The organism is Massilia sp. WG5, from assembly GCF_001412595.2.
Taxonomy (GTDB): domain Bacteria; phylum Pseudomonadota; class Gammaproteobacteria; order Burkholderiales; family Burkholderiaceae_D; genus Telluria.
The window spans coordinates 21,219-43,988 of sequence record NZ_CP012641.2; the positions used below are offsets into that span (position 1 = coordinate 21,219).

General features: G+C 60.2%; 23 protein-coding genes and 1 pseudogene. 19 read left to right on the forward strand and 5 right to left on the reverse strand.

The genetic code is table 11. The features are described from left to right. Positions 1 to 25 precede the first annotated feature (25 nt). From AM586_RS27005 to AM586_RS27025, 5 genes are read left to right on the forward strand one after another with little or no spacing between them, the layout of a single operon-like run. Positions 26 to 1,015 carry a 4,5-dihydroxyphthalate decarboxylase gene (locus AM586_RS27005; protein ID WP_047824916.1) on the forward strand — a complete coding sequence of 330 codons (990 nt, stop codon included), beginning with the start codon at positions 26 to 28 and terminating at the stop codon, positions 1,013 to 1,015. Continuing rightward, entirely contained in the window at positions 1,012 to 1,863 is an 852-nt protein-coding gene (locus tag AM586_RS27010; protein ID WP_082439897.1) for a sulfite exporter TauE/SafE family protein, read from the forward strand. The genes AM586_RS27005 and AM586_RS27010 overlap by 4 nt, the downstream gene beginning before the upstream one ends. Further along, entirely contained in the window at positions 1,863 to 2,723 is an 861-nt protein-coding gene (nadC, locus tag AM586_RS27015) for a carboxylating nicotinate-nucleotide diphosphorylase (protein ID WP_047824918.1), read from the forward strand. The genes AM586_RS27010 and nadC overlap by 1 nt, the downstream gene beginning before the upstream one ends. Positions 2,724 to 2,761: 38 nt before the next feature. Next, the gene (locus AM586_RS27020) at positions 2,762 to 3,730 is read left to right on the forward strand and encodes a PDR/VanB family oxidoreductase (protein WP_047824919.1); all 969 of its coding nucleotides are present in this window, start codon (positions 2,762 to 2,764) and stop codon (positions 3,728 to 3,730) included. Positions 3,731 to 3,732: 2 nt separating this feature from the next. Further along, a complete protein-coding gene (locus tag AM586_RS27025; RefSeq protein ID WP_047824920.1) occupies positions 3,733 to 4,932 on the forward strand; it encodes a Gfo/Idh/MocA family protein in 1,200 nt (399 codons plus the stop codon). A 102-nt stretch (positions 4,933 to 5,034) separates the two neighbouring features. On the opposite strand, the gene AM586_RS27030 is transcribed toward AM586_RS27025, so the two are convergent. After that, positions 5,035 to 5,742: an IS6 family transposase gene (locus AM586_RS27030; protein ID WP_044663628.1), complete on the reverse strand. Its 708-nt coding sequence runs from the start codon at positions 5,740 to 5,742 to the stop codon at positions 5,035 to 5,037. Positions 5,743 to 5,798: 56 nt separating this feature from the next. Between AM586_RS27030 and AM586_RS27035 the strand changes: the two are divergent. Further along, positions 5,799 to 5,969: pseudogene (locus AM586_RS27035) on the forward strand (hypothetical protein); the annotation flags it as partial. Between the two features lie 185 nt (positions 5,970 to 6,154). Here the strand turns inward: AM586_RS27035 and AM586_RS27040 are convergent. The 3 genes from AM586_RS27040 to AM586_RS27050 are packed head-to-tail and all read right to left on the reverse strand — an operon-like array spanning position 6,155 to position 8,447. Next, positions 6,155 to 7,699: an IS66 family transposase gene (locus tag AM586_RS27040; RefSeq protein WP_047824940.1), complete on the reverse strand. Its 1,545-nt coding sequence runs from the start codon at positions 7,697 to 7,699 to the stop codon at positions 6,155 to 6,157. A 29-nt stretch (positions 7,700 to 7,728) separates the two neighbouring features. After that, entirely contained in the window at positions 7,729 to 8,076 is a 348-nt protein-coding gene (tnpB, locus tag AM586_RS27045; RefSeq protein ID WP_047824939.1) for an IS66 family insertion sequence element accessory protein TnpB, read from the reverse strand. Then, positions 8,073 to 8,447, reverse strand: a complete 375-nt coding sequence (locus tag AM586_RS27050) for a transposase (protein WP_047824938.1) — start codon at positions 8,445 to 8,447, stop codon at positions 8,073 to 8,075. The genes tnpB and AM586_RS27050 overlap by 4 nt, the downstream gene beginning before the upstream one ends. 1,286 nt (positions 8,448 to 9,733) lie before the next feature. Between AM586_RS27050 and AM586_RS27055 the strand changes: the two genes are divergently transcribed. From AM586_RS27055 to AM586_RS27110, 12 genes are all read left to right on the forward strand, one after another. After that, positions 9,734 to 10,180 (forward strand): hemerythrin domain-containing protein, encoded by a 447-nt coding sequence (locus AM586_RS27055; RefSeq protein WP_047824937.1) that lies wholly within the window; start codon positions 9,734 to 9,736, stop codon positions 10,178 to 10,180. A gap of 563 nt (positions 10,181 to 10,743) precedes the next feature. Beyond that, positions 10,744 to 11,085, forward strand: coding sequence for a non-heme iron oxygenase ferredoxin subunit (locus AM586_RS27060; RefSeq protein ID WP_047824936.1), 342 nt, complete (start codon positions 10,744 to 10,746; stop codon positions 11,083 to 11,085). Beyond that, on the forward strand, positions 11,085 to 12,137 hold the full coding sequence (locus AM586_RS27065) for a 2Fe-2S iron-sulfur cluster-binding protein (protein ID WP_047824935.1): 1,053 nt from the start codon (positions 11,085 to 11,087) through the stop codon (positions 12,135 to 12,137). Before AM586_RS27060 ends, AM586_RS27065 begins: the two co-directional genes overlap by 1 nt. Before the next feature lie 132 nt (positions 12,138 to 12,269). Beyond that, entirely contained in the window at positions 12,270 to 13,103 is an 834-nt protein-coding gene (gene hcaB / locus AM586_RS27070; protein WP_047824934.1) for a 3-(cis-5,6-dihydroxycyclohexa-1,3-dien-1-yl)propanoate dehydrogenase, read from the forward strand. A 55-nt stretch (positions 13,104 to 13,158) separates the two neighbouring features. Next, a complete protein-coding gene (locus AM586_RS27075) occupies positions 13,159 to 14,517 on the forward strand; it encodes an aromatic ring-hydroxylating dioxygenase subunit alpha (protein ID WP_060567219.1) in 1,359 nt (452 codons plus the stop codon). A gap of 30 nt (positions 14,518 to 14,547) precedes the next feature. Next, the gene (locus tag AM586_RS27080) at positions 14,548 to 15,066 is read left to right on the forward strand and encodes an aromatic-ring-hydroxylating dioxygenase subunit beta (RefSeq protein ID WP_047824932.1); all 519 of its coding nucleotides are present in this window, start codon (positions 14,548 to 14,550) and stop codon (positions 15,064 to 15,066) included. Between the two features lie 164 nt (positions 15,067 to 15,230). Next, on the forward strand, positions 15,231 to 15,815 hold the full coding sequence (locus tag AM586_RS27085; protein WP_060567218.1) for a 2-hydroxychromene-2-carboxylate isomerase: 585 nt from the start codon (positions 15,231 to 15,233) through the stop codon (positions 15,813 to 15,815). A gap of 150 nt (positions 15,816 to 15,965) precedes the next feature. Next, the gene (locus AM586_RS27090; RefSeq protein ID WP_229411156.1) at positions 15,966 to 16,628 is read left to right on the forward strand and encodes a TetR/AcrR family transcriptional regulator; all 663 of its coding nucleotides are present in this window, start codon (positions 15,966 to 15,968) and stop codon (positions 16,626 to 16,628) included. 70 nt (positions 16,629 to 16,698) lie between these two features. Continuing rightward, positions 16,699 to 17,310 carry a glutathione transferase GstA gene (gene gstA / locus AM586_RS27095; protein ID WP_047824931.1) on the forward strand — a complete coding sequence of 204 codons (612 nt, stop codon included), beginning with the start codon at positions 16,699 to 16,701 and terminating at the stop codon, positions 17,308 to 17,310. 109 nt (positions 17,311 to 17,419) lie between these two features. After that, positions 17,420 to 18,421, forward strand: coding sequence for a dihydrodipicolinate synthase family protein (locus AM586_RS27100; protein ID WP_047824930.1), 1,002 nt, complete (start codon positions 17,420 to 17,422; stop codon positions 18,419 to 18,421). A gap of 2 nt (positions 18,422 to 18,423) precedes the next feature. After that, positions 18,424 to 19,467, forward strand: a complete 1,044-nt coding sequence (locus tag AM586_RS27105) for a cupin domain-containing protein (RefSeq protein ID WP_047824929.1) — start codon at positions 18,424 to 18,426, stop codon at positions 19,465 to 19,467. Positions 19,468 to 19,471: 4 nt separating this feature from the next. Then, positions 19,472 to 20,932 carry an aldehyde dehydrogenase family protein gene (locus AM586_RS27110; protein ID WP_047824990.1) on the forward strand — a complete coding sequence of 487 codons (1,461 nt, stop codon included), beginning with the start codon at positions 19,472 to 19,474 and terminating at the stop codon, positions 20,930 to 20,932. A gap of 131 nt (positions 20,933 to 21,063) precedes the next feature. Here the strand turns inward: AM586_RS27110 and AM586_RS27115 are convergent, their stop codons facing one another. After that, positions 21,064 to 21,561: a MarR family winged helix-turn-helix transcriptional regulator gene (locus AM586_RS27115; RefSeq protein WP_047824928.1), complete on the reverse strand. Its 498-nt coding sequence runs from the start codon at positions 21,559 to 21,561 to the stop codon at positions 21,064 to 21,066. 254 nt (positions 21,562 to 21,815) lie between these two features. Here AM586_RS27115 and AM586_RS27120 point away from each other — a divergent pair, with 254 nt between their 5' ends. Beyond that, positions 21,816 to 22,724, forward strand: a complete 909-nt coding sequence (locus tag AM586_RS27120; protein WP_060567214.1) for a VOC family protein — start codon at positions 21,816 to 21,818, stop codon at positions 22,722 to 22,724. Positions 22,725 to 22,770: the final 46 nt, after the last annotated feature.

Consider the following 22,770-nt stretch of genomic DNA (forward strand, 5'->3'; position numbering starts at 1 on the left):
GCGGATAACGATTCAGGAGACAAACTTGTCCAAGCTTCAACTTTCAATCGCGATGGGAGACTATGACCGGACCCGTGGGCTGCTCGACGGCAGCGTGCAGATCGATGGCGTCGATCCGGTCTGCATGACGCTTTCGCCGGAAGAGATTTTCTTCCGGGCTTTCCGCAATGCCGAGTTTGACATCAGCGAACTGTCCTTTTCCAGCTACCTGGTCAAGGCCTCGAAGGGCGTGAGCCCGTACGTGGCGATACCGGTATTCCTGTCGCGTGCGTTCCGCCATACCTCGATCTATGTGCGCACCGATCGCATCCGCAAGCCCGAAGACCTGAAAGGCTGCCGCATTGGGGTACCCGAATATCAGCTGACCGCCAACGTGTGGGCGCGCTCGATCCTGCAGGACGATTACGGCGTGCGGCCGGAGGATGTGACCTGGGTGCGCGGCGGCATCGACGAGCCGGGCCGTCCCGAAAAAATCAAGCTTGCGCTGCCACCTGAGGTGCGGATGGAGAGTGCGCCGGAAGGCGACACGATCTCTGCAATGCTCGACCGCGGGGATATCGACGCGTTCATCGCGCCGCGCCCGCCTGGCGGCGCGGCCGCTAATAATCCCGATGTCGGCTGGCTGTTTGCCGATCCGACCGCCACCGCCAAGGACTACTACAAGCGCACCGGGATTTTTCCGATCATGCACGTGGTCGGCATCCGCAACGAACTGGCGGCACAGCATCCATGGTTGCCGGGCGCCGTGCTGAAGGCGTTCGAGCAGGCCAAGTCGGCCGCGCTCGCCAGGCTGGGCGACACCTCGGCCACCAAGGTGACGCTGCCGTTCGTGGAAGAGCAGTTGAAGGCGGCGCGCGAGTCTATGGGACAGGATTACTGGTCGTACGGCGTGGCTAACAACCGGCCGACCCTGGAGGCATTCGTGCGCCACCATCATTCCCAGGGGTTGTCGGCGCGCCGGATGTCGGTCAACGAAATCTTCCACCCCGGCAGCTACGAGTCCTTCAAGATATGATCGATGCACAGGCAACGGTTTCCATGACAGACCTGCTCAGTTCGTTCGGCAGCAGCAACCTGGCCGGACTTGCCATCGTGGCCGGCGTCGCCGCCGCGTTCGTGGCGGGCGGCATCGTCAAGGGCATCCTCGGCGTGGGGCTGCCGCTGGTCATGGTGCCGGCTCTGTCACTGGTGATGCCGACCCCGCAGGCCATCAGCTTGCTGGCGATACCGGTGCTCGCGGCCAACCTGTGGCAGGCGATCGATAGCGGTGTCGCAATCGGCAGGCTGCGCCGCTTTTTCCCGCTGCTGGTGGCGCTGGTAGGAGCGACCCTGGTGACGGTCCCGCTGGCGCTGGCCATGCCCTCGGGCATGCTGACCTTGATGGTGGCGCTGGCGGTGTTGCTGGCGGCACTGTCGATGGCGTTCCGGCCGCAATTCGATATTCCAGCGCGCCGTCAACGGCTGGCTGGCGTCGCCGTCGGGGCATTGGCGGGCGTGGTCGGTGGCGTTTCTTCGCTCACCGGACCGGTCGTGATCGCCTATCTGTCGGCGCTGAAACTCGAGCGCGAGGATTTCATCGGCTGCATCAGCGTGATTTACCTGTTCAGCGCCATCCCGCTGTACGCGTCGCTGGCGGCCCATGGCCGGCTGGGTGCGAGTGAACTGGCGGTGTCGCTGGTCGGCCTGCTCCCGATGGCGTGCGGACTGTTGATCGGCAAATGGTTGCGCGGTTTTTTCAGCGAGTTGTGGTTTCGGAGAACCATCCTTGCTTTCCTGGCTGTCAGCGCAGCCGCCTTGCTGTTGCAGGCGACTGAGCTGACCCATGCGCCCCCCAGCGCGAATTTCAAATTCTGGAATAAATGATGTTTGATCATAATGAGACACTCGAAGAGGCGCGCAAGCGCAATGTCCGCGACGCCCTGCTGGAAGACTTGGGACGCGGCGACTGGACCGCACAGCTGGTGCCGGCAGACCAGCTGATGACGGCGCAGGTGGTGGCCAAGCAAGCCGCGGTGGTGTGCGGCCAGCCATGGTTCGAGGACTGCGTTCATGCGCTCGACCCGGGCGCCACGGTCGACTGGCTCTGTGCCGAGGGCGCCAGCGTCGCCGCCGGGACCACTCTGTGCCGGATCGGCGGCAATGCGCGCGCCATCCTCAGCGCCGAGCGCTCGGCACTGAACTTCCTGCAGATGCTGTCGGCGGTGGCGACCCGGGCCCGTGGCTACGCGGACGTGATCGCCGGGGTGTCGCCGAACCCGAACGGTTGCGTGGTGCTCGATACCCGCAAGACTTTGCCCGGATTGCGCCAGGCGCAGAAATATGCGGTGCGGATCGGCGGCGGCGCCAACCACCGGATGGCGCTGTGGGACGGGATCCTGATCAAGGAAAATCATATCGCCGCAGCCGGCGGCATTGCCGCGGCGCTTGCCGCGGCGCGTGCGCTCGACGCCAGCGTCCCGATCCAGATCGAGGTGGAAAGCCTGGACGAGCTGGAACAGGCCCTGGCCGCAGGCGCGACCAGCGTCCTGCTCGACGATTTCGAGCTGGAGGACATGCACCGCGCCTACGCCCTGAATGCCGGGCGCGCGTTGCTCGAAGTGTCCGGCGGGGTGAGCCTGGAGACGCTGCGCGCGATTGCCGCCACCGGCGTCGACCGCATATCGAGCGGCAAACTGACCAAGGACGTCAGCGCCATCGACCTGTCGCTACGGGTGCTCCAATGAGCCTGATCGATGCCCACAAGGCCGCTCCCCAAGCACCTATGGAAGGCCCGGCAACCCCTGATGGAATGACACCGCTGCGTATCGCGCACGTGCGCGACGTGGCGGAGGGTATCCGCAGCTTCGAGCTGGTCCACCCCGATGGCGCGCAGCTGCCGGTCTTTACGCCCGGTTCGCACATCAAGATCCGGGTGCCGAACGGCGCCATCCGCAAGTACTCGCTGTGCAACGACCCGGCCGAGCGCGGCCGCTACGTCATCGCCGTCAAGCGCGACGAGCGCGGGCAGGGCGGCTCGATCAGCCTGGTCGACGACGCCAGGGTCGGGGACACCTTGCTGGCCTCGGTGCCCGAGAACGCATTTCCGTTCGTGGAAACCGCCCCATCCTATATTTTCATCGCCGGCGGGATCGGCATCACGCCGATCATGTCGATGATCGCCTCCATGGGCGAGCTGCCTGCCGCGCCCTGGAAACTGTACTATTTCACGCGCTCGCCCGAAACCACCGCGTTCCTGGAGGAACTGAACGCACCGGAACTGCGCGGACGTGTCCATGTGCACCACGACCATGGCGACCCGGCGGCGTCGTTCGACCTGTGGCCGGTGCTGGAACGGTCGAGCGGGGCCCATGTGTACTGCTGCGGCCCGCAGGGCCTGATGGACGCGGTGCGCGACATGTCCGGCCATTGGCCGCATTCGAACATTCACTTCGAAAGCTTCGCCGACGGCAGCCGGCCACGGCCCGACGACACGCCGTTCGTGGTGCAGCTGGCAAAATCCGGCCGCAGCCTCGAGGTACCGGTCGGCAAATCGATCCTCGACGTGCTACGCGAAAGTGGCTGCGACGTGGCGTCGTCATGCGAAAGCGGCACCTGCGGCTCGTGCCGCACCGGCTTGCTGGCGGGCGAAGCGGATCATCGCGACATGGTGTTGATGCCCGAGGAAATGGAGTCGCAGATCATGGTGTGCGTGTCGCGCGCCAGGTCGGCCGAACTGGTGCTGGACCTGTGATCATGGGACAACGCCGACTCCGCCTGGGAGTGGCCGGCCTTGGCCGTGCCTTCACGCTGATGTTGCCGACCCTGGGCGCCGATCCCCGCATCGAGCTGGTCGCGGCGTGCGACCCGCGCGCGGCGGCACGCGCGCAGTTCGCGCGCGACTTCTCGGCGCCGGTCTACGAAAGCGTGGAACAGCTCGCTGCCGACCCGTCGCTAGACGCGATCTATGTCGCAAGCCCGCACCAGTTCCATGCTGAACACACCAGTATTGCCGCTTCGCATGGGAAACATGTACTGGTCGAAAAGCCGATGGCGTTGAGCATGGCCGAGTGCGACGACATGATCGAGGCATGCCGGGCGGCGGGCGTGCACCTGATCGTCGGTCATTGCCACAGTTTCGACTCGCCCTATCTGGCGGCGCGCGCGATCATCGACAGCGGCGAACTCGGCAAAGTCAAGATGATTCAGGCGCTCAATTACACCGACTTTCTGTACCGCCCGCGGCGTCCGGAAGAGCTCGATACCGATGCCGGCGGTGGCGTCGTGTTCAGCCAGGCAGCGCACCAGGTGGACGTGGTGCGTCTGCTGGCAGGCAGCCGCGCCACGCACGTTCGCGCCACCATGGGGGCCTGGGATCCGGCGCGGCCTACCGAGGGCGCCTACGCGGCGATGTTGTGGTTCGACGATGGTGTGTTCGCCTCGCTGGTTTACAGCGGATTCGGCCATTTCGATTCGGACGAGTGGTGCGGCTGGACGGGAGAAATGGGCGCGCCCAAGGAGGTCGACGAGTATGGCGGCGCGCGGCGCCGTCTAGCGGCCATCGAGTCGCCGCAGGAAGAGGCCCGGCTGAAGGCGGCCGCTACCTATGGCGGCCCGGCCTATCGGGCGCCGGCCAAGCCCGGCGCGGACGCCGCCCCGTTCCAGCACCAGCATTTCGGGCCGATTGTCGTTGCCTGCGAGCGCGGGGATATGCGGCCGATGCCCGACGCCGTGGTGGTGTACGGCGACGCCGTGCGCGAGCGACGCGCGCTGGCGCCTCCGGCCGTGCCGCGCTTCGAAGTCATCGACGAGCTGTACGCGGCGGTAGTGCACGGAACGGCACCGCTCCACAGTGGGCTTTGGGCCAAGGCAACGCTGGAAATCTGCCTGGCGCTGCTGGAGTCGGACCGCGAAAAGCGCGACGTGAAGCTCGAGCACCAGGTGGGACGAGGATAAAGCACGCGGTACAACGGGGCATTGTCAAGTTGCTGAGCCGACGAGACGAGTTTCGGAATCCGGAGCGAAATGGCCGCGCGCTCGGATAACAAATGTCCCAGGTTATGCGTTCTTCGCTACATCGGTGACCTCATTCCAGAGAGAAAACGCTTGAGTACGCACGTGCCGGTACTGCTGCGCCGACAGGCGGTTGCGCTGGCATCGGAAGACGTTGTTGATCGGCCCATGCGCGGATAGAAAACGCTGCGCGTGCCTCGGTGACTTGTAGCGGCGCATCTGCCGTTCTCGCTGGCGCGTCGGTTGGTGCGATAGCTCGGCCCGGTTGTTCAAACCCTTGTGCTGGCGATGCTCTACGCCCGGCATGATCTGAGCCTTAGCGGCCGCATAACTCTTGAGCTTGTCAGTAATCAGAACCCGCGGCACGTAGCGCAAGCCCTTGAGAAGCTTGCGAAAGAACCGCTTGGCCGCCTGCCGGTCACGCCTGCTCTGCACGAGGACATCCAGGACATGGCCGTCCTGGTCAACTGCACGCCAGAGGTAATGATGTTTTCCCTTGATCGTCAGCACGACCTCGTCGAGGTGCCATTTGTCGCCCCGTCGTGGCTGACGTCGGCGCAGCTCAGCAGCGTATTGCTGGCCGAACCGCAGAGTCCATTGGCGAATCGTCTCGTAAGTCACGACGATACCCCGGCTTGCCATCAATTCCTCGATGTCGCGAAAGCTCAGCGAGAACCGGAAGTAGAGCCACACCACATGGCTGATGATCTCCCGAGGGTAGCGGAAACCGCGGTAAAGTTGAGAACCTGTCATCTCATCATTTTATCGAGGCGCGGCCGGCTGTGGCAAATTGACAATGCCATCTGAAGCTGTACAACCACCACATTCCGCAGCGTGCACTCGACGCAAAGACGCCCATCTTGGCGCTCAAGGAATGGCAGCAAAAACGGCCAGAATTATTCGTTAAACGCGTTTACGATCAAACGGGACTCGACAACTACGTTCGCGGCCGTAAAAGCGATGGCCCAGGAAGTGAATAAAATTGCTGTGCAAGGTGTCTCGGCAGCCGATCTGGCCACGACGAAGCGGGTTTTACTCAGCATTATCGCCAATCTGGCGGAAGGCGAGAGAGCGCGAGAGTGGTAAGCGTCGCCCCACCACCGTCTTGAGAAGCATACCGATTTGATCGATGATGACTTCACCTCGCTGGGAAGCGACGTGTTGTTCAAGCAGGGCTGATCTGCTGAGGGCAATTCCAGGGCAGTAGTTCGTCAACACGGTTGACGGGATGGTCGGCGATCTGCGTCAGCACATGACGCAACCAGGCTTCGGGGTCGACTCCGTTCAGCTTGGCCGTGCCGATCAGTGAGTAGATGGCGGCAGCACGTTCGCCGCCGCTGTCGGCGCCAGCGAACAGGTAGTTTCGTCGGCCGATAGCCACGCCACGCAGCGCGCGTTCGGCAGCCGAGTTGTCGATTTCGATGGCGCCGTTGTCGCAATAACGCAGCAGTGCTGGCCACAGGTTCAGGGCGTACAGGATGGCTGCCGACGTATCGGATTTGCGCGAGAGTTTTTCAAGCGAGGCGCGCAGCCATTGTTCCAGGTCGTCAAGTAACGGGCGCGCGCGCGTTTGTCGCACCGACCGGCGCTCGTCGGGTGGTTTGCCGCGGATCTCGGCCTCGATCAGATACAGTTCGGCGATCCGGCGCAACGCCTCTGTCGTCAGCGGCGATGGGCGCGCCACGTGCAGATCGTGGAACTTGCGGCGCGCGTGCGCCCAGCATGCCGCTTCGTCGATTCCGCCGCTTTCGTACAAGGCGTTGAAGCCGGCGTAAGCGTCGGCCTGCAGTACGCCCTCGAAGGCGGCCAAGTGCGTCTGCGGATGGATGCCTTTGCGGTCTGGTGAGTAAGCGAACCAGACCGCCGGTGGCGTCAGGTCACCGGCTGGCCGGTTGTCCCGCACATAAGTCCATAGCCGCCCGGTCTTGGTTTTTCCGTTGCCCGGCGCGAGCACCGGCACCGGCGTATCGTCAGCGTGCAGTTTCTGCGTCGCCAGCACATGCTTGCGGATCGCGTTGACCAGTGGACGCAGCAGTGCGCTGGCGGCACCGACCCAGCTCGCCAGAAGTGCGCGGTCCAGATCGACGCCTTCGCGTGCATAGATCACGGATTGGCGATACAGCGGCAGGTGGTCGGCGAATTTGGCCACCAGCACATGTGCCAGCAAACCAGGTCCCGCGATGCCGCGCTCGATCGGACGGCTCGGCGCTGGGGCCTGGACGATGGCATCGCAGCAGCTGCAGGCCAACTTCGGGCGCACATGGCGGATCACGCGGAAACTCGCCGGCACGAATTCGAGCTGCTCGGCCACGTCCTCGCCAAGCTGGTTGAGGTTACCGCCACAGGCAGGGCAATCTGTCGTCGCCGGCAGATACACTTTTTCGTCGCGCGGCAGATGTTCAGGCAGCGGCTTGCGCGGCGCACGCTGGCGCGGTGCGCGATCGGCGGCCGGCATTTCCCGTTCCGCCTCTGCATCGTCTGCCTGCAAGTCCTCAAGCTGCAATTCCAGTTGTTCGATCTGATGATCGAGCTTCTCCGACTTGCGTCCGAACTGCATGCGCCGCAGCTTGGCGATCCACAATTTCAGATGCTCGATTTCGGCGGCGCGCGTGTTCAGCTGTGCTTGCAGGCCGATAATCTGTTCGTCGCGTGCCAACAGCAACGCCTTCAGGGCATCGATGTCGTTGGGGAGTTCAGCGGCGGTCAGCATGGACTGAGTTTACGCGAGGGTGCGCACGTTTACAAGGCTGACGTCGGCCGCCAGGTGCGTTCCGGCCGGCGCCAATCGATCCCTTCGAGCAGCATCGACAACTGGGCCTGGCTCAGAGAGACACTGCCACTGTTCGCCTGCGGCCAGACGAAGCGGCCTCGCTCGAGTCGCTTCGCCAGCAAACACAGGCCATCGCCGGACCACCATAACACCTTGAGCATGTCGCCACGTCGACCGCGAAACACGAATACATGGCCGCAGTATGGATCTTCGGATAACGCCGTTTCGACTTTGGCTGCCAGCCCATTCATCCCGGCACGCATGTCGGTAATGCCGGCGGCAAGCCAGATTTTGGTACCGGCGGGCAGGCCGATCATGTGCGTAGACTCTGGAGGACCAGCTGAAGCAGCGCGACATCGGTCCCGGCGCTGACGCGGACAACGGCGTCAGCGATGACGATCTCGATAGGGCGTGCCGGCGCCGTGGCACTCGGAAGTACGGGAAGTAGCGGCGTGCGCTGCACCACCACGGGCACCAAATGCGTCGACTGGGGGCCTGCTTCGGCCATCAGGCCAGCGCGCAGGTCGCGGCGCCACTTGAACAACATGTTCACGTTGAGCCCATGTTGCTGCGCCAGCTTCGATACCGATACACCGGGCTCGCACGCCGACGTCGCCAGCCGGCGCTTGAAGTCGACAGGATAATTTGGGCGTCCTTTACGGTTGCCTGACTCGCCAACAGTGTCCATAGTAGCTCCCGTCAAAAAATAACGGGAACTACTTTCGCAGAGTGGATCAGCTACGTACAGACGGTGCTGGGAGGGCGCTTACCGAGAGTGAGACGCCATCAGCGTGGCGGAAGCTCAATCCGCCATGCGCGAAACTCCATAACGCCAAGACCCGAATGTATGAACGGCACCACGCCGTTCAAGACCCGCAGTTAGACCGCTCCGGCCGGTAACCCGGTCTATTCGCAATCCCCAATTCCCTCATCCGCGCGGCCCGCAGGTACGCGCTCCCAACGCCCGTGCGCCTGCGCACCCTTCATACAGCATCCAGAGGCGGGGTGCGTCGTTACTGCCCTTTGGAAATGCCGCTCGCTGCTATGGCGTAGTTGACGCTGGAGTCTGGACTGCACTCAGAAATCGTAAAAAACGCTAGACAACTACGCGAAAAGTAGATAATACTTAGCCTTCTAAGGTAATCGTTAATTTTTGTGTTCTTGCCGATCGATTTGCACTTAGCGATCGCATTGTCATCTATACCCCAAGCCAAGCCAAGCCAAGCCGGGTCGACTCGATATATCAATATCGACCTGCCGCAACCCGCGTACTTGCGGCAGCGCAGAATTGCACGCCATCGAGTCCTACGTGCTCGAAGTGTTCGAACGTTAGAAGGAATGAATCATGCTGACCAAAGAAGAAAATGAGCTGTTATGCCAAGAGCGATGCACCGATGGGCCAACTAATGCGACGGGCTCCGGGCCCAGCGCATCACCGGCACTTTGGTCCGATTATGGTCTTCTGCGAACGGGCGGATGTGAGGCCACTCCCTAGCGGTGTGATGGTCTATGGAGATGAAAGCTGCATAGACGTTCCCTTGGCAGCACCTGAAGTACCGCGCTTCGAAGTAATTGACGAACTGTATGAGGCAGTAGCGCGTGGGATTGCGCCGCTCCACGATGGTGTGTGGGCAAAGACCACGCTCGAAATTTGCGTGGCGATGCTGGAATCCGGGTCCAACGATTGCGACGTACCGCTAGTTCATCAACCGGCATTTCGCCACGGTAGTGCGTCACCTCCGGGATCCGGGCATGAGTAGTCCGGCGGCGACGGGACGCAGCTGCTGGATTGCGACCAGGCCGCGCCTTCGGCAATGGCTCCTGCTTTTCGTCGTGCGCTCGCTTGGTAACTTTTGACGTTGACGTTAATGTACTTCTTGCGCTCCTAGCACTGCTCCCTTCTGCTTTGGTGCCCTTGCCGCATGTACCGCTGCGCCGAGGAGCCCCGACTACAAATTCACGGAGACATTTCAAATGCCGACAGTTGCCGCTTTTACATGGAATGACAAGTTTAAGCTCGGTTATGACCCGATGGACGAAACGCATCAGGAATTCGTTGAAATCGTGAATGCAATGCTGTCTGCTCCCAATGCGGATCTGCTTGCGCACCTCGATGCTTTCCTGGTGCACGGCGAGGAGCATTTTGCGCAGGAACTCGCATGGATGACTGAAACCGACTTTCCCAGTACCGCGTGTCACGCCGATGAGCATGACGCGGTCATGAAGTCGGTGCGCGAGGTACGCGACCTGCTTGAAGCCGGCGGAGATCCGGCTACGGCCAGGAAGCTTGCAGCAGAACTAGAGCGGTGGTTTCCCCGACATACCGATTACCTTGATTCCGCACTGGCCCAATGGTTGGTAAAGAAACAGACCGGTGGGGTTCCGGTGGTGTTGCGGCGCAATATGAGGTTTGAGCCGTGAGGTCAGTGTCGCACTACGGGTAAAACATCGTATTTTGTCAGCAGCGCGGCCGAGGGCCGCGTTCGTTTTTCTACGCTCCTTACGCGCCGCCCTGGTCGCGCCGTTGATTTCACATCTGCCGCTTACCCGCGACAAGACATGCGATCCTCGTGCGGTCATCAATAGACTGGGGGGGCAACCTGTCGACGAGTTATTGCACGATCGTGCGCCACCGTGAGTCTGCAACCTCAACGCAAGTCCCATACCGCCGGTGCAAGCACATTGCAGTGGCAAGCTTCCGCTACATCCCTCCGAGCTGAAAAGGCCATCTCGTCACTGATACGGTACGGCATCCGCACGTTCGGATTAAGTTTCGCCCAGCCCGGCCATATTAAAAAACAGCCTAGATAGTTCATTTTTAGTCGTGGTTGGATCTTTCAGTACGAAATGTTCTTGCGTTCCAAATTCAACTTAATTAGAATCCTAACTATTCGATGCTAACAACAAATCAAAATGCGCACTGACAGACTCTGGTCTGTGCCATGCGCCGCTCCAGAGGCGCTCAATAAGAGGGGACAACTCAAATGACTCAGAGCAACGCCGTCGCCGGTGAGATGCAGACATTGGTACCGCTTTGCCCAGCAGATTCGTTGGCGCCGGGGCAGATGAGGGCGTGCCACGTTGCCAACGTGACGCCGCTGGCGATATTCAACCTTGATGGCGAATTCCTGGTGACCAGCAATATTTGTACGCACGAGGTCGCGCTACTGACCGACGGCTACTTCGAGGGTGACATCGTCGAGTGCGCGATGCATGGCGGCAGCTTCGATGTGCGTACTGGTGAGGCGAAACGCTTGCCATGTAGAGAGCGGCTGGAGACTTTTGCCGTGGTCGTGAAAGATGGCCAGGTGTTTGTAAAAATCTGATGCGATCCCAGTCAACGACGCGGACGAGTCCGCAGAATTTTCAGGTCCGAATTGGCCTTGGTGACACGCCTGCCTTTCAGTGCGGCAGCGATGAAACGCTGCTCGCTGCGGCGCTGAGGGCTGGACTGGGATTTCCCTACGAATGCCAATCCGGATCGTGCAGCAGTTGCCGCTTTCAGTTGCTTGAGGGGGAGGTCAGGGATGTGTGGTCGACGGCGCCCGGTTTGACTGCCGAAGAGCGCGACCAGGGCATTCGCCTGGGCTGCCAGAGCACGCCAGGCAGCGACTGCCGCATCAAGCTGCGCTTGAAGCTGGATTATGTCCCACCGGTGATGCCGACGCGTCAGCAAGCGCAGCTGGTCGATGTGGTGCCGCTCACCGAGGACATGGCTGAGTTCCGGTTTCGCACGGAGGCGCCTGCCGAGTTCCTGCCGGGACAGTTTGCGCTGCTTCGCTTGCAGGGCGTAGTTGGCACCAGGGCGTATTCGATGAGCAACCTGTCAAATGACGGGGGCAAATGGCATTTCATTGTCAAGCGGAAGCACGGCGGTCGCGGAACCTCGGTTCTGTTCGATGTGCTCAAGCGCGGTGATGATATTGAGCTGGAAGGGCCTTACGGGCGGGCCTATCTGCGCACCGATACCGGTCGGGACATCGTTTGCATCGGCGGCGGGTCCGGCCTCTCGCCGATGTTGTCGATCCTGCGCGGCGCGGTGGGCAATCCTGCAATGGCCGAACGGCGCCTGTTGATGTTCTATGGTGGACGAACACCGCAGGACCATTGCGTGCCAGACATTTTTGCCGGTGATTCCGAGCTCAAGCGACGTGTTGCCTTATGGAGCGCCATCTCCGATGTGAACGCTGAGACTGCAAAGTGGGAGGGTGAGCGTGGCTTTATCCATGAGGTGCTAGAGAAGCAACTTGGTCCGAACCCGGGTCAGTACGACTATTATTTCTGCGGCCCCCCACCGATGACGGATGCGGTCCACAAGCTGTTGTTACTCAAATGGGGCGTGCCATCGGCACAGCTTCATTTCGATCGCTTTATTTGAGCCGTATGTTTTCAACCGAAATACATCTTTCTTTTTTAGTCGCGCATGCAGTGATAACCCACCGTTTCGGACCGGTCATTCAGATTCAATCCATTAAAACCGCAACTTAATTGCCAACGAAGGAGAACGAACATGGGCTGGCTAGACGGACAAAGCATATTGTTGACAGGTGGTGCCGCAGGTCTCGGGCGAGAGCTCGTCAACAGGCTGGTAACGGAAGGCGCCAATGTCACCGTGTTGGACCGGAATGCGGCAGGGCTTGACGCCCTCGTCGACACGTTCAAAGGGCGGGTCGCGGGCGTGGTCGGCGACGTGCGCAACCTGGCCGATAACCGCAAGGCCGTCGACCTGGCGGTGGAGCGCTTCGGTAAGCTCGATACGTTCATCGGCAACGCCGGCATCTGGGACTATTCGGTGCCCCTGGTCGACCTGCCGGACGAGGCCATCAGCGAAGCCTTTGACGAGGTCATCGGAATCAACCTGAAGGGCTACCTGATGGGCATTAAAGCGGCGGCTCCAGCGTTAGTGCGCTCGCGCGGGTCCGTTATCTTGACACTGTCCAACTCGGCTTTTTATGCAGGCGGCGGCGGCGTGCTGTATACCTCGGCCAAGCACGCAGTGGTGGGCCTGATCAAGCAGGCAGCGCATGAGTTGGCCCCCTATGTACGCGTCAACGGTGTGGCTCCTGGCGGGATTGCTTCCGATTTGCGTGGGCCGAAAGCGCTGGGCATGGAGGAGAAGTCCCTGAGCTCGATATCCCTGGCCGACTTCGTCAAGGACATTGCTCCGATCGGCAGGCTCTCCGATACCGAGGAGTACACCGGTTCGTATGTCTACCTGGCTTCTGGCCGCAACTCGGCCCCGGCAACCGGCGTGATCATCAACTGCGATGGTGGCCTGGGCGTGCGCAGCGCCCTTGGTCCTGCCAATGGTGGCAAGGACCTATTGGAAAAGTTCGGCGGCTGAGCATACCTTGCCTGCACGCCAGCGTCATGCAGTGGACCTATCAAAGGAGAAACGGATGAGTATTAATCGTACCCAAGTCGACGTGGAATCGCTCGTCGACGTTAGAAACGGCATCCAAGCCAAGAAGATTTTTTGGGATCAAGAGATCTACGACCTTGAAATCGAACAGATTTTTGGAAAATGCTGGCAATTCCTCACCCATGACAGCTTGATCCCGAATCCAGGTGACTTCACCACCGGTTTTATGGCAGAAGATGAAGTGTTCGTCATGCGGCAGGACGATGGTTCTGTAAAAGCCTTCCTGAATGTGTGCTCTCACCGTGGCGCTCGGCTTGTAGCGGCGGAAGCGGGCAATGCACGCGCGTTCAGTTGCCCCTACCACGGCTGGTCTTACAGCATGGATGGCGCCCTGAAGGTAGTGCCAATGGAAAAAGAGTTATACCGTGGAGCGTTGGATAAATCGCAATTCGGCCTGCGTGAAATCCGCGTCGAGAGCTACCGCGGCCTTTATTACGGCAACCTCGACCCTCAAGCCCCTAGTCTCAGTGACTATTTGGGCGACGTGAAGTTTTATCTGGATATTTGGATGGAAGTCAACGGCGGCATCGAGTTGGTTGGCCCGCCGAGCCGTTCCTTACTAAACTGCAACTGGAAGACGCCGGCCGAAAACTTCGTCGGCGATGCCTATCACGTCGGGTGGACGCACGTTGCCTCGCTGATGGCACTTGGTGGCGAATTGTCGTCAATTGGCGGCATGGAGGCCCCGCCCAACGAGGGCCTCGGCATGCAGGTGACATCGCGATTCGGGCATGGCTTTGGTGTCCTTTGGGATACCGCCCCGGCTGTCCATGCGATTGGTTCCGACGCGGGCAAGCTCTACCGCGAATGGTTCGCCAGCAGGCGTCCCAAGATGGTGGAAAAACTGGGAGCACAAGTCGGTCGCATTTATGGCTCTCACCTCAATGGAACGATTTTCCCGAACAACTCGTATCTCTTGGGAACCAACTCCTTCAAGTTGTGGGTGCCACGCGGCCCGCATCAAATCGAAGTCTTCACCTGGACGATCGTGGAAAAGGAGATGCCCAGCGAACTGAAAAATGCCATTGTCACCGGCATGAATTCGACGTTCGGGACAGCTGGCATGCTTGAGTCCGACGACTCGGACAACATGGAAAGCATGACGCAAAACAACCGCGGGCGCGCGACCCGCGAAGGGAAGCTGAACTCACAACTCGGTCTCGGATTCGACAAGTTGGACAGTGTCTTTCCTGGCGTGATCGGCCAATCGGCCATTGGCGAAACCTCTTACCGGGGGTTTTACCGGGCCTATAAGGAAATCCTGGGGGCGGATAACTGGCAGACGATCCTCGATCTCGATCCGGACGCGTGGAAACGTGAGCTCACGGGCCAATAACAGTCAAACCAGCAGTCCAGGAGATGAAAAATGAATGAACTCATACCCGTGCGTGGAGCTGAATGCGAAGAAATCGTCAGCAATCTCTACAGAGAAGCCCGGCTGCTCGATCAGGAAGAATATCGGGAGTGGCTGAAAATGGTCCATGCCGATATCCAGTACCAGGCATTCTTCCAGCAACTGCGGTATCGCAAGGACAAACGATACAAGCTGCCCGACAAGGTTTACACGATTGACGAGCGTCATGACTTCCTCGTTGCACGCATCAGGCAATTTGAAACGGGCATGCAATGGTCCGTTGACCCAGCCGAACGGATCCGGAGGTTCTTGTCAAACGTCGAGGTGTTCAAGGCCGCAGATACTGGCAACTACCATGTTTTGCTCAACGTCTTCGTCGTGCGTAACCGGCGTGTTCACGATGAGACCACCTATTCCTATGGCCGCGAGGAAGAGTGGGTCCGCGGTGAAGCGGGGTTGCAACTTCTCAAGAGGGTGGTCAGTCTCGATCAGCGCTTCCTTCACGGCAAGAATTTGAACTTCTTCCTGTGACAAACGACGACGCTGAGAGCATGCACAGCTTTATATATTCGTCACAAATGCTGAAGGTCTTCTACCGGCTCCACTGGCCCCTGGCTGACCTTCATTTACTCGAAGTGCGTTATCAGGCGGCCGTTTGTGGCGTGGCTGTTATTTAACTGAAGGCATATTCTCCCATGCTGGATTTTTATTTTGATTTCGTCAGTCCGTTCTCCTATCTCGCCAACATTCGGTTGGCCGGGATTGTGCAGCGCTATGACATTGCGGTTTCTTACAGGCCGATTGAAATTGGAGCTGCCAAACGCGCGATTGGCAATGTGGGACCGTCGAACCGGGATATGCCTGTCAAGTTATCGCACCTGTCGAAGGATCTGCAGCGCTGGGCGCAACGGTATGGGGCGCCGCTCGAGTTCCCTCCAAGCTTCGACGCCCGGCGTTTGAACACCGGCTTCTTCTATGCTGCGGGAAAAGGTCGCCAGGCCGAGTACGTCAGCCGCGCTTTTCACCTGACCTGGGGGCTGGGGCAAGCGTTTGGCGATGAGAAGGTGTTGCGGGAGGTCGCTTCCGGCTGGAATGTCGATGAGTTCATACGGTACACAGATTCAGAGGACGGCGCGCATGCATACAAGAAGTCGACCGACGAAGGCATTGCTCGCCAGGTCTTCGGCGTTCCAATGGTGGTGATCGGAGAAGAAATGTGGTGGGGAAATGACCGCCTGGACTTCGTCGCTGAATATCTGGAATCGCGGAAGTCGAACTGAGATGCAGAGCATAACAAGGGGCACCCTGCGCCGAATTTTTGGCCTGCGTTCGATAAGCGAAAGCCACCAATCCAATCTACTTTTTTTCGATCAAAGCGCCCGTGAAAACGGGCCATCGATGACATCCTCCAGTTTAAGGCATTCCACCCTATGAAGCCACGCAACTCCCTGACTCGCAAGGCATTAGTGACAACTGCCGTTCGAATGATTTCTGAAGGCCGCATGGATAATGCGACGATCGACGACATCGTGGACGAAGCCGACGTTGCCAAGGCAAGTTTCTACAAGCATTTCCTGAATCGCGATGCGCTCAAGGCGCATGCGGATGATGCAGTCCGGGCCGAGTTGTTTGAGATTATCAATGTAATCAGCGACGGGGTCGAAGATCCCGCAACCTACCTCACGCTGGGCATGCTGGCCGTGTTTCGTTTCGGGCTGGAGAACAAGCTCAGTGCACGCGTGCTGTTGCACATGCCGTCCGATGTGGTTAATCCCGCGCGGGCAGACAACGCCCCTATCCTGGCCATGTTTGAGCGAGGGATTGAAAAGGGAATTTTCAAGCTCTCGAACATGGACACCGGCCTGGTCTTGCTGATGGGTTTGACGGACCTGGGGCTCGCCCGTTTGCTGGACGTACAAAAAGAATACCTTCAACTGCGCGGGGTGATGCACGGCCTCTGCATGGCACTGCTGCGTGGGCTGGGGGTAGACAACCGCCGTGCCGAACGCATCGTCCTTGACGCGATGATCAAGGTGATCGATTCGCCAGCGCTCATTTCAACAATTCAAAATCGGAACCGCAACGCGTTATAGAAACGATCGTCCCATGCCGGCATGCTTCACGCCATCCGGGCTTAATAACAAACTTATAGATGAGACTCAATTGATCAAGAAACTCTACGGTGCGCCTGGCGCCTGTTCACTGGCGGCACATATCGCGTTGCATGAGGCGGGTTTAACTTTCGATTACGTCCGGGTCGACCTTCGAACCCGCCAGGCGGAAGACGGCCGCAACCTGGATGAGCTGAACAGCAAGGGCTACGTGCCAGTACTCGAGCTGGAGGACCGGCAGATGCTGACCGAAGTGCCGGTTCTGCTGCGATACATCGCCGAGCTCGCGCCCGAGAAAGGGCTTGCACCGCCAGCAGGCACGCTGTCGAGTTATCGCATGCAGGAATGGCTCTCCTTTACTAATAGCGAACTGCATAAGGGATTCGGCCCGCTGTTCATGCCGGACGCTGGCGAAGAAGCGAAGACGCAAAGTCGGGCGAGGGTGCTGCAGCGGCTGACCTGGGTCGATGCGCAACTTGCTGGGCGGCCCCATCTTGTTGGCGAGCAGTTCACGGTTGCTGATGTCTATCTGTTCGTCGTTGCTTCCTGGACGAGGTTTGTAGGCATCGATATCTCGGAAATGACACGACTGGGCCCTTACCTCGCGCGTATCGCAAGGCGGCCGGCCGTGGTAGCAGCCATGGGTGCCGAAGGGTTGATGTGAAGCACCAGGACAGTACAAACCAGTTCTTTCCCTCGAACGGCGGCGCGCGGTTTGCGCTCGGCGCCACTCCCCTCCGCGCTGAACGCCGGGGTTCTCCGGAGCAAATGTGATGAAAATGAGCCCTTCCGATATCCGCGGTGTCTTCGGCATCATGCCAACGCCCGCGACCGAGGACGCCAGCCAGTGGCAAACGCGACAATCCGTCAACCTCGCGGAAACCGAGAAGATGGTGCGTTTGCTGGGCGCGGCCAAGATCGACATGCTGGCGACGACCGGCACCTTCGGTGAAGGTGCGACGCTGACCTGGGCGGAAACGCAGCTGTTTATCGACTGCGTGGTGCACGCCAACAAACGCGCGCTTCCCTTGTTCGCCGGTGTGACAACGCTGAATACGCGCGACACGATCGAGCGTGCCCGGGTGTTGATGGACATCGGTGTCGACGGCCTGTTCGTCGGTCGCCCGATGTGGTTGGCGATGGATGCCAAGGCGATCGTCCGCTATTACCAGGACATTGCTGCCGCGCTCCCTGGCGTGCCGATTGTTGCCTACGACAACCCGGTCGCATTCAAAGGGAAAATTTCCACTGAAGCCTACCTGGAGCTGGCAAAGATCCCAGAGGTGATCGCTTCCAAGCACACCGGTGGGCCTGCACTGGCCGAAGACATGCGTGCCGTGGGGGAGAAGATGCGGATATTGCCCTTGGCGACCGCCTGGCTGGCAGCCGCCGAACAATTGCCCGCGCTTGCCCTTGCCGCCTGGTCTGGCAGCGTGGCGTGCGCACCGACGGTAAACATGTTGCTGTCGCAAGCCATCCTGGCCCAGGATTGGGCGCGCGCCAGAGAGCTTTCAGACAAGTGCCAATGGGCTGAGTCCGCCATGTTTGTAGGCGGGGACCTGGCGGCCTTCATGGATTACAGCATCCAGATCGCGCATCTTCGCTTTGCAGCAGCTGGCCTGGTCACCCCGGGCCCTCCGCGGCCGCCCTATCTCGAGTTGCCGGATCACTACCGCGACGGTGCGATCGAGTGCGGCCGGCGCTGGAATCAGCTCGAGAGCGAATTCGCATCTGACCTTCCCCTAGCTCCCATCCACCTCGAAGAAAGGTTATAACAATGAGCGATCACTCCAAACCCGTGACTGAAGACATCGTCCCGCCTGAACTCCGTCAGTCGTATAAGGCCAACGGCCTGGTGCCGCTATGGGAGAGCGTTCCGGGGAGCGTCTTTGGGAAGCAGATCGAAGAGGCGCAGATCTGGCGCTGGTCAACCATGCTGCCAATCATCCAGGAAACGGCCAAGATAAGGGCCGCACACGTCCTAGACCGTCGTGTCTTGCTGATGACAAATCTGAAGCGGCTCCACGTGTGGGACGAGGCCGGCACGGGAACGCTGATGTTCGATTTCCAGTGCGTGATGCCGGGTGAGCGTGCCACTGCCCATCGGCATCCGATGAATGCCTTGCGCTTTGTCGTGCAATGCACCGGGGGAGTCAAATCAATTGTCGATGGCAAGGACTGCGCCATGGAGCCGGGAGATCTCATCCTCACGCCAGGCTGGTGCTGGCACGAACACACCAACGAAGGCAAAGATCCCATCATCTGGCTCGATGTGCTCGATGTGATGCTGCATCACTTCCTGGGTACGACTGGATTTCAGCCTGGCCCGGCACGGGATCTGCCCGCCCAGTTGTCAGACTCCGCATTCGCGCATGCCGGCATCGTACCCAAGCTGCAAGGCAGCGATCACGCCAGCCGTGGCTATTCGCCGATCTTCCGCTATCCGTGGGTCGAGGCGGTGGAGGCGCTCGCGGCCTCGCCTGCGACCCCGGATGGTTCGCGTGAGGTGCGCTACACGAACCCGCTGACCGGCGGGCCAGCGATGGACCTGATCGACGCCAGCTTGCTTCAGTTGGAACCAGGCAAGGCGACCCGCAAGTACAAGAGTTCCGCTGCAGCGATGTGCATCGTGGTCGAAGGTCATGGTGTCAGTCAGATCGGCGACAAGAGCATCGAATGGTCGCCGCATGACGTGTTCACCATGCCGGCCAACCTGTGGGCGAGCCATCAAGCCGAGGGAGGCACGGCACGCATTTTCCAGGTGTCTAGCCGCGAGGTATACCGTCGCCTGGGCCTTTTCACAGAAGCATTCGGAGAGTGACATGATGACCATGGCCCACGCCTACCCGCTGCCGGCATGCCGCGATCTGTTCTATGGGGGACGCTTCCATTTGCCGCAGGGAGGCTACGGTCGAACTGTGAACCCGGCGACCCAGGACGACCTAGGGCCGGTGGCCAACGCCAATGCAGCCGACGTGGATGCCGCCGTGCGGGCAGCGCACCTGGCGTTCCAGGCCTGGCGCAAGACGAAGCCTGAGGTGCGTGCAGCGGCGCTGCGCGAACTCGCGCACAGGCTGCGCGTCCATGCGGATGAGCTGGGCTTCCTGGATGCCATCAACTGCGGCAACCCCGTGCGTGAGATGGCCGGCGACGTGCACGCTGCAGCAGCGCAGGTCGACTACTTCGCGGGCCTGGTGCATGAGGCCAAGGGTGACACCCTTCCCATGGGGGAGGGCGTGCTCAACTACTCAGTGCACGAGCCCTTCGGCGTGGTCGTGCGTATCGTGGCCTATAACCATCCACTCATGTTTTTGGCAACCAAGCTGGCACCGGCTGTCGCGGCAGGAAACACGGTCGTCATGAAGGCTGCCACGCAAGCCCCCTTGTCCGCTTATCGCCTGGCCACCTTGCTGCAGGATATCTTTCCTCCCGGTGTGGTCAATGTGCTTAGCGGTGAAACGGAGTGCGGCCAGGCGCTGGTGGATCACCCGCTGGTGAAGAAGGTAGCCTTGATTGGCTCGACCGCCACGGGCATATCAATCCTGCGCGCCGCAGCGGAAAAGGTGATGCCGGTCAGTCTTGAGCTGGGCGGAAAAAATCCTTTGATCATCTGTCCTGACGCGGATATCGACAAAGCAATTCTGGGTGCGGTGAAAGGCATGAACTTCACCTGGGCAGGGCAGAGTTGCGGCTCAACATCACGCTGTTTCGTTCATCGATCCGTCTACGACCGGGTCATCGACGAAATGGCGCAGCAAATTTCACAACTTTACCGCTGTGGACTGCCGACTGATCCCGCCACCACGATGGGCTCCTTGGTGTCGAGGACGCAGTATGACAAGGTCATGTCTTTCATCGGTTCCGCGCAACGGGAGGGTGCTCGCCTGGTATGCGGCGGGGGGCGTCCGGCCGACCCAGCACTGGCCAGTGGCTGGTTCGTGGAGGCGACCGTGTTTGCCGATGTCACCCCCGCCATGCGCCTGTTCCGCGAGGAAGTATTCGGTCCGGTCTTGGCTGTGATTCCATGGGACGACGAGGAAGACCTGCTGGGCATGGTCAATGGGCTCGATTATGGCCTGACGGCTTCCATTTGGACTAGGGATCTGGCGTCCGCCCACCGCCTGGCTTCGCGCGTTGAGTCCGGCTATGTGTGGATCAATCACGTTAGCGCCCACTTCATCGGGGCAGATTTCGGTGGCTACAAACAGTCGGGCCTCGGGCGTGAGGAGGGAATCTCTGAATTGCTCGCATGGACGCAGACCAAGAATGTGCATGTGGCCTTGTGATGGGACAGCTTCGACCACCCACCTCTAGTACAAACGTGTCAGGCCTTGCGCTTTCTGATCGGTGCGCTCGTGCCGGGCGCTTCGCTGCGCGGGCCGCGCTTGGTGCCGGGAATGCGGCCGGTCTCCGCGGCTTAGCTCTCATCGTCCCGAAGGTTGAGCGCGGCGGGCGATGCCTCGACTGCAGATTGCAATGCGGACTGCGCGATGGCACCGGCGGCTGCGCGGCGCACTGCGCACAACAAGGCCCGCAGCATGGTCTGCTGCGCTTGCGTGAGTCCGCCCACCAGGATCGCGTTGGAATCGCCGGCGATGGACAGGAGCTGCGGTTTCAACAAGAGGGCTTTCTCGGTGAGGTGGATGCGCAGCTTGCGCCGGTCAATCGGGTCACGCTGAAAGTGAACCAGGCCCTCCGTCTCCATCGAGCGCAGCATCTCAAGGGTCGATGGTTGCGTGGTGCCGAGGCGGGTCGCCAGTTCCCGCTGGGTCACCCCGTCCTCTTCAAAGAGCGCACGCAGCGCGAACCAGCTGCCACCCCGAATTCCGAGTTGGGCAATGCCGGGATAGAGCAGACGTTTGACGTGGCGCGCCGTGTCAGAAATAAGAAAACCGATGCTGCTGTCCAATTTCATACTAGAACTATGGTCTTCGTCGGGCAACTTTGACGGGATATTTTTCTTTGTCACTTTAGAAGCGTGCCAGTGAAGTAAGAGACGAGATCATAGCACGATCCCTGCGGCTCCCAGACTGAACAAATACATAGGAATCTAAGTAAATCCAAGTTAGAATTAGGCAAGATGTGGTCGTCATTGTGGTTGAGTTGTTACCCAAGAATTCGTAGGGATGGGGCGGGTTTGTATCTTTAATCGTTGAAAAAGGAGTTTTTATGGCAATCGTCACTGAGCTGGGTTACCTGGGGATTTCCGTAAGTGATGCTGCGGCATGGAAGAGCTACGCGACCGAGGTGATGGGGATGCAACTGGTCGATGAAGGAGAGCGCGATCGCTTCTATCTGCGCATGGACCTCTGGCATCACCGCATTGTTGTCCATACAGGCGGCGACGATGACCTGGCCTATGTCGGGTGGCGCGTCGCCGGAGCCCAGGAACTGGAAGAGATGTCTGCCAAACTGACCGCCTCAGGTGTGGAAGTGCGTCGCGGCAGCGAGGCAGAAGCTGCTGAGCGCCGTGTTCTCGGGCTGTTGAAGCTGCAAGACCCGGCGGGCAATGCGCACGAAATCTTTTTCTCTCCTTTGATCGATGGGCACAAACCCTTCCATCCCGGGCGTCCGATGTTTGGCGGTTTCAAGACAGGGGACCAGGGGGTGGGCCACATCATCCTGCGCGCCGTTGACCCGGAAGCGACGATGCGCTTTTTCGCCTTGCTCGGGATAACCGGCAGCTCCGACTACCTGTTGCCGCTCCCAGATGGCACCCCGGTTCGGATTCCGTTTTTGAAATGCAACAACCGCGAGCATTCGATCGCTTTGATGTTCGGTCCGATGCCCAAACGCGCGAACCACCTGATGGTCGAGTACCAGGACATGCGCGACCTTGGACAGACCCTGGACAAGGTGCACAAGCAGGGGATCGACATTGCCGTGCAGCTGGGCATGCACAGCAACGACGGGGCGCTGAGTTTTTATGTGGCCAACCCGTCCGGATGGTTGTGGGAGCCCGGCTGGAGCGGTGCATCGGCGCCAGCCCAGCAGGAACACTTCCGCTGCGACGTGTTCGGGCATGACCTCGACAAGGGGCAATACGTCGGTGGACTCAATTTCCGTCCTGAAGACTGAGACGCATTCATTCGGCTCGAGCGGAAATCTCAGAGCCGTCAACGAT

Coding starts and splice junctions, on each gene's coding strand:
- tnpB (WP_047824939.1), bottom strand. CDS start 8,076: ATGATCGGCCTGCCCGCCGGTACCAAAATCTGGCTTGCCGCCGGCATT.
- AM586_RS27085 (WP_060567218.1), top strand. CDS start 15,231: ATGCTGGATTTTTATTTTGATTTCGTCAGTCCGTTCTCCTATCTCGCC.
- AM586_RS27090 (WP_229411156.1), top strand. CDS start 15,966: ATGAAGCCACGCAACTCCCTGACTCGCAAGGCATTAGTGACAACTGCC.
- hcaB (WP_047824934.1), top strand. CDS start 12,270: ATGGGCTGGCTAGACGGACAAAGCATATTGTTGACAGGTGGTGCCGCA.
- AM586_RS27100 (WP_047824930.1), top strand. CDS start 17,420: ATGAAAATGAGCCCTTCCGATATCCGCGGTGTCTTCGGCATCATGCCA.
- AM586_RS27060 (WP_047824936.1), top strand. CDS start 10,744: ATGACTCAGAGCAACGCCGTCGCCGGTGAGATGCAGACATTGGTACCG.
- AM586_RS27075 (WP_060567219.1), top strand. CDS start 13,159: ATGAGTATTAATCGTACCCAAGTCGACGTGGAATCGCTCGTCGACGTT.
- AM586_RS27040 (WP_047824940.1), bottom strand. CDS start 7,699: ATGCTGACCGCCGCTGAACTCCCCAACGACATCGATGCCCTGAAGGCG.
- AM586_RS27080 (WP_047824932.1), top strand. CDS start 14,548: ATGAATGAACTCATACCCGTGCGTGGAGCTGAATGCGAAGAAATCGTC.
- AM586_RS27055 (WP_047824937.1), top strand. CDS start 9,734: ATGCCGACAGTTGCCGCTTTTACATGGAATGACAAGTTTAAGCTCGGT.
- AM586_RS27120 (WP_060567214.1), top strand. CDS start 21,816: ATGGCAATCGTCACTGAGCTGGGTTACCTGGGGATTTCCGTAAGTGAT.
- nadC (WP_047824918.1), top strand. CDS start 1,863: ATGTTTGATCATAATGAGACACTCGAAGAGGCGCGCAAGCGCAATGTC.
- AM586_RS27010 (WP_082439897.1), top strand. CDS start 1,012: ATGATCGATGCACAGGCAACGGTTTCCATGACAGACCTGCTCAGTTCG.
- AM586_RS27050 (WP_047824938.1), bottom strand. CDS start 8,447: ATGGACACTGTTGGCGAGTCAGGCAACCGTAAAGGACGCCCAAATTAT.
- AM586_RS27065 (WP_047824935.1), top strand. CDS start 11,085: ATGCGATCCCAGTCAACGACGCGGACGAGTCCGCAGAATTTTCAGGTC.
- AM586_RS27105 (WP_047824929.1), top strand. CDS start 18,424: ATGAGCGATCACTCCAAACCCGTGACTGAAGACATCGTCCCGCCTGAA.
- AM586_RS27110 (WP_047824990.1), top strand. CDS start 19,472: ATGACCATGGCCCACGCCTACCCGCTGCCGGCATGCCGCGATCTGTTC.
- AM586_RS27025 (WP_047824920.1), top strand. CDS start 3,733: ATGGGACAACGCCGACTCCGCCTGGGAGTGGCCGGCCTTGGCCGTGCC.
- AM586_RS27020 (WP_047824919.1), top strand. CDS start 2,762: ATGGAAGGCCCGGCAACCCCTGATGGAATGACACCGCTGCGTATCGCG.
- AM586_RS27030 (WP_044663628.1), bottom strand. CDS start 5,742: ATGACAGGTTCTCAACTTTACCGCGGTTTCCGCTACCCTCGGGAGATC.
- AM586_RS27115 (WP_047824928.1), bottom strand. CDS start 21,561: ATGAAATTGGACAGCAGCATCGGTTTTCTTATTTCTGACACGGCGCGC.